General features: G+C 68.2%; 6 protein-coding genes. 1 reads left to right on the top strand and 5 read right to left on the bottom strand.

The annotated features are described in order from the left end of the window. Positions 1-76: 76 nt before the first annotated feature. The 3 genes from A5712_RS16070 to A5712_RS16060 are packed head-to-tail and all read right to left on the bottom strand — an operon-like array spanning position 77 to position 2,749. The gene (locus tag A5712_RS16070) at positions 77-1,861 is read right to left on the bottom strand and encodes an acyl-CoA dehydrogenase family protein (RefSeq protein WP_068107001.1); all 1,785 of its coding nucleotides are present in this window, start codon (positions 1,859-1,861) and stop codon (positions 77-79) included. Positions 1,862-1,874: 13 nt separating this feature from the next. Then, positions 1,875-2,291, bottom strand: coding sequence for an FHA domain-containing protein (locus A5712_RS16065; protein ID WP_068106998.1), 417 nt, complete (start codon positions 2,289-2,291; stop codon positions 1,875-1,877). After that, positions 2,288-2,749 (bottom strand): hypothetical protein, encoded by a 462-nt coding sequence (locus A5712_RS16060; RefSeq protein ID WP_068106995.1) that lies wholly within the window; start codon positions 2,747-2,749, stop codon positions 2,288-2,290. The genes A5712_RS16065 and A5712_RS16060 overlap by 4 nt, the downstream gene beginning before the upstream one ends. A 174-nt stretch (positions 2,750-2,923) precedes the next feature. On the opposite strand from A5712_RS16060, the gene A5712_RS16055 reads away from it, so the two are divergent. After that, complete coding sequence (locus tag A5712_RS16055) at positions 2,924-3,133, top strand: DUF1918 domain-containing protein (RefSeq protein WP_068107002.1); 210 nt, start codon at positions 2,924-2,926, stop codon at positions 3,131-3,133. Here the strand turns inward: A5712_RS16055 and A5712_RS16050 are convergent. After that, on the bottom strand, positions 3,130-3,636 hold the full coding sequence (locus tag A5712_RS16050; protein ID WP_068106994.1) for a hypothetical protein: 507 nt from the start codon (positions 3,634-3,636) through the stop codon (positions 3,130-3,132). The two genes, A5712_RS16055 and A5712_RS16050, sit on opposite strands and share 4 nt — an antisense overlap. A 164-nt stretch (positions 3,637-3,800) precedes the next feature. Beyond that, positions 3,801-5,272, bottom strand: a 1,472-nt coding sequence (locus tag A5712_RS16045) for an arabinosyltransferase C-terminal domain-containing protein (RefSeq protein ID WP_197519407.1), incomplete at its 5' end; no start/stop codon positions are given.

Genomic DNA, 5,272 nt, shown 5'->3' with positions numbered 1-5,272 from the left:
CCGACTCCTCAAGGACTACCAAGCCCGCACCCAACACACCCAACCCACCGCGGCTTGACATAGGAGCTATTGCTCGCTATATCCGCAGCGCCCCTTCCACCAACTCGTCGAAACGCTCCAGCGCCTCGTCGGATTCGTCCTCGATGCCGCGCAGCGGGCCCCGGTCGGCGAGGTAGTGGCGCGCGTACAGCCGCGCGACGAGCGCCTTGCGGTCACCGCCCCGGGTGTCCCGCTCCCACGCGGCCTGCTCGGTGAGCAGCGCGCCCGCGTAGACGTCGCCCATGAATTGGGCCAACGGAAACAGCCGCGCCTCGGCCACCTCCCGGTCGAGCTTGCTCCACGCCGTGATCGCCGCGTCCAGATCCTCGATGCGCCCGGCCACCAGGCGCGTCGTCTCGTCATCGTCGGAAACCGACACCGCGTCGCGCAGCCGCGCCAGCAGCGTCTCGTACGCGCGGGACTGCTCGATGCCGCGCCGCACATCGAGGCACAGGATGTTGTCGGGGCCCTCCCAGATCGTGTTGACCTGCGCGTCGCGCAGCAGCCGGGCCACCGGCCACGTCTCGATATAGCCGTTGCCGCCGTGGATTTCGATCGCGTCGGACGCCGCGGTGATGCCCAGCCGGCACACCTTGAGCTTGGTGACGGGCACCGCGATGCGCTGGCGCATGCCGCGGGGCTGGCGATGGTTGGCGGCGCCGGTGCCGTCGAAGACGAGCGCGAGCGCAGCCTCGACGTCCACGATCATCTCGGCGAGCTTGCGCCGCATCAGCGGCTTGTCGATGAGCGCCCCGCCGAACGCGTGCCGCTGCCGCGCGTAACACAGCGATTCCACCAGGGCGCGACGGGCGTTGGCGAGACCGAACAGGGCGATGCCGAGGCGCGCGGCGTTGGTCAGCTCCATCATGCGGCCGAGCCCCTTGCCGTCGGATGGGCCCGCGTCCGAGCTCGGTTCGTCGGACAGCAGGAACGCCTCCGCGTCGACGAACTCGACCTCGCCCGAGGCCACCGACCGGGTGCCGAGCTTGTCCTTGAGCCGCCGCACCCGGACCCCGTTGCGCGAACCGTCACGGCGGTTGCGCAGCACGAGGAAATTCGCGACGCCACGCGAATTATCTGGGGCGCCTTCCGGTTTGGCCAGCACCACGAACGCCTCGCCCGCGCAGTTGGACGCAAACCACTTGAACCCGTTGAGGATCCAGGCGTCCCCGGCGCGCGTCGCCGTCGTCTCCAGCGCGCCCAGATCCGAGCCGCCGGTGCGTTCGGTCAGCAATTGCGCCGTCTCGCCCGCCCACTCGCCGGAGGCGAACTTGGCCAGCACGTGCTCGCGCACGTCGGCCGGCGCGTACGCGGCCACCAGCGACTGGACCATGCCGCCGCCGGTGCCCAGCGCGCAGCCCATCCCGATGTCGGCTTGGTTGAGCAGGTAGTTGGACGCGAACAGCGCCAGGCCCGAGCTGACCTTGGCGGCCCGCGCGTCGCTGCGCAGGGCCTGCTGGGCGTCCAGCACGGCGCGCTTGGACTGCGTGAACGACGCCGGCATGACCACCTGGCTGACGTCGTGTCCCCACCGGTCGTAGCGCTCCAGCCGCGGCGGGTTGCGGTCGGTCTCCTCGGCCCACCGTGCCACCGGGCCGCCCATCAGCTCGCCCATGCTCGCCAAATGGGGCTCCACCACGGCCAATTCGTCGGGCTGCAGGTAGTAGGCCATCGTGAACTGCAGGGTCGGATCGGTGCGATACCAGTTCAGGCCCACCGCGCCGCGGTAGTTCTCGGTCCGGTAGCGCTGCGACTTTTCTTCAGTGGAGAAGGGCAGCCGGTCCACGCCCTCTGACCCGTATTGCGGGTCGTATTCGCTCATGCCCGCGACGGTATTACCCCGGCGCCGGTCCCGCCACGAAAATCAGGCGGAAATTGCCGATCCGGATCTCGTCGCCGTTCGTCAGCACCGCCGTGTCGACGGGCTTGCGGTTGAGGTAGGTCTTGTTCAGGCTGCCCAAGTCGACGACGTGGAATTTGCCGTGCTCCCTTCGGAATTCGGCGTGGCGGCGGCTGACGGTGATGTCGTCGAGGAAGATGTCGCTGGCGGGATGGCGGCCCGCGGACATCACCGGCCGGTCCAGCTGGTACTGCGAGCCGGCGTTGGGACCCCGCTTCACGATGAGCATGCCGACGCCGCTCTGCAGCGTCTGCATGTCCTCCATCACCGCCTCGGCAACCGCGTCGAAATCGTCGGTGCGCAGCGGCGAGGCGAGGTGCCCCGTCGTTTCGTCGGGCGCCGGCTCGGTCACGCGGCCCGCCGGAGATCGGAGTTCGTCGCGGCCCCTTGGGGCTTTGGCTTGTCGGCGACCGGGGCCCAGCCGGCGTAGGTCAGATACAGCCCGACCAGCGCGAAGACCACGCAGGCCGCCACCCACCAGCCTTGCTCGCCGACCATGCGGTTGGCCGCAGACACAAACACCTGGGGAAAGGCGAACAGGAGCAGCCCGCGCAGGGTAATCAGCCACCCCAGCAGGGAGACGGTGATCGCCGCGGCGCCGCGCCAGTAGGGGTGCGCGGCGACGATGAAGAGACCGAACAGCAGGATGAACGCGCCGGTCACCCACGTCCACAGCGAATTCGCCTCGAACTGCGACAGCAGCGCCTGCATGTCGGAGGCCCGGGCAACGGCCGTGGCATCGGCGATGACCAGGAATGGACCGAGCGCGCGGGCGAACAGCCGCGTGCGAGCCTGCGTTGAAGCATCCATGATCGTGCCTCCGTTTCCCGATTCCTGTATGGCACCACCTGGTCGAACGCCGAGATAGGGACCGAAGTCCCGTCCGTCCGGGGCGTTCGTCCCCGCTGCCCCTTCCCTGAAGCTCGGCCGCGGCGCATGATCGGCACCATCGGACTACTCGGTCAGCGATCAGGGAGGTCGATGATGAAAGCCGATGTGGGTGACTGGCTCGTGATCAAGGGCACGACCACAGAATTGGCGGATCAGCGAGGCGAAATCACGGAGGTGCGCGGCGCCGACGGCGCACCGCCGTACGTGGTGCACTGGGCGAGCGGCCACGTGGCCACGGTGTTCCCCGGCTCCGACGCGCTCGTCGTCAGCGCGGCCGAACAACGGGCCGGCCGAAAGGCCTAAACCGGCGCCAGGAATTCTGACGTATAGAACTCGGCCGGGTTTTGCGAGTTCGGGTTTGCCCGCTCGACAATCACCCACACGCCCGTCGTGCCCGGCCGAACGCTGTCCGCAACGGTCACCGTCGCGTTGCCGGCCGCGTCGGTGTCCATTCCGCTAAAGGCGGTGCCCGGGTCGCCGGGACCACAGGTCGCCGACGACGGGCGGGGTTCCTGGATCAGGCCGACGTCGAAATGGGTGCCCGGCTCGTTGGGAATTGTCATGTGCACCTGCGCGACGGCTCGTGACCCTGAGGTGCTTATGACGGCGGAGCCATCGCCTTCGAGCGCCCTGGGCATCGTCGGTGCCGTGGTCACCAGGCTGAAATCGCAACGCCGCTCGGAACCGTCCAGGGCCACCCGGGTGCCGCTCTCGGCGGCCGCGTTGCCGATTTCGAATGTCTCCGCCGGGGCGATCACGACGGCAATCGCCGCGGTACATGTCCCTAAGCGTGTCAGCGTGTGCATCGGGTCACCTTTTTAACGACGGTGTTAGTTACCTCACAGGGGGTGTAGTAATTGACCGGCGACGCGGGAATTCAAACATTTGCTGAGGAATTACCCGAACGTAAATTCCCGTCGCTATTCGACTAATGAACAATAAATGGCGGCGCGACCGTAAATTCGTTTAATTACGGCTTGATTCGGATCGGGCCCGGCGACCACAACCCGCTGCGCGTCGCGGTGCCCAGGTCGAGTTGCGCGGGGTGCGCGTCGGCGATGGTTTCGAACCTGCGCAACGAGCCCCAGTCGCGGCCCCAGTCCCGGGACAGGTAGGTGGACATCACGTGCGCCCGCAGCAGCAGGTCGGTGATGCCCAGCAGGCCGCCGTTGACGCCGTCTTCCCAGGTGTCGGTGTCCTGCTTCTTGGCGTTGTAGTCCGGCGTGATGCGGAACTTCGGGATCTCGGTGACGCCGTAAGCGTGCAGCATCGGATGCTGGCACGGGAACGCCAGCCCCACCGCCCAGTCCATCAGGACCGGCTGCGACGAGCCGACATACTCCTGCAGGGACCGCAGTTCGGGCACCCGCGGCGGGGTGACCGCGATCCAGTCGTCCGGTGTCAGGGAGAGGTCCTCGGCGACCACCCGGACCGCGACTGCGTCCGCGGCCATCTTGTCCCGGGCGAAGCGCAGGTTGCGCCACGCCTTGGGCTGCTCGCCGTTCAGGTCGTAGGGCACCAGCCGCCCGGACGGCACGATCTCACCGCCGGGGCCGGGCCGGCCGTATTCGAGCACTACGGTCTGCCCGCTGGTGTGCCCGTGCAACACGCTGTTGCCGGCGATGGTCCCGGCGGCGGTCACCACCAGCAGCGGATGCCCGTCGTCGCGCTTCGGCAGCTGATACCACGCCGAGGTCAGCCTGCTCTGCTGCTGGGCGCCGGCGGTGTAGCTGCCGGCCAGCGGAACCTGGTCGGGGTTGAGGCCGTACGGCAACGGAACCAGGGACCCGTTGATGCCCGGCGCCTTCAGCTTGGTCGGTGCGCGCCAGTCGTACGCGTACCAGTCGTAATCGGTGCCGGGCTGCGGCACCGACGTCTCTTGAACGGCCTCGGCCACGGTGTGGTCGGGTACGCCGTTGGGGGAGAACCCCGTTGGGTTGACGCCACCCAGCGGTCCGAGCGGGCCGTAATCGCCCGGGAGCGGCGCCATGAAGCCGGCGTTGCTGTCCGGCTCGACGAGCACGTCGTCGGCCAGCGCGCAGCCGCCGGCGAATTCGCGCAAGTTGTCCCAGCCGTTGGAGTAGGTGGGGTACTGACGCACGATCCCGGCGACCATCGAGGCGATGAACACCAGCACCATGAATCCGGCCGCGATCGGCACCGGCGCGGCCGTCACCGCCCGCGCCAGGCGGCCCTCGCCGTGGTCGCGCGACGCGAAATGCAGCCAGAACGCCCAGATCGCCGTGATTGCGAACAGGACGAAAAAGACCGTGCTGACGCTGATTCCGGCGAACCTCGGCATGACGTTGTTGAACGGGACGCCGTAACTGGAGACGTACCACCAGCCGTTGGTGGTGGCGAAGCACAGCGCCAGCAGGAACAGCACCGCGGCCGTGAACGCCATCCGGTTGCGCGACCAGCGCAGCACCTTCGGCGAAACCA

Origin of the sequence: Mycobacterium sp. E2327, assembly GCF_001672675.1 — a bacterium.
In the GTDB taxonomy this organism is placed as follows: domain Bacteria; phylum Actinomycetota; class Actinomycetes; order Mycobacteriales; family Mycobacteriaceae; genus Mycobacterium.
This window is presented reverse-complemented; position numbering and strand designations above follow the sequence as displayed.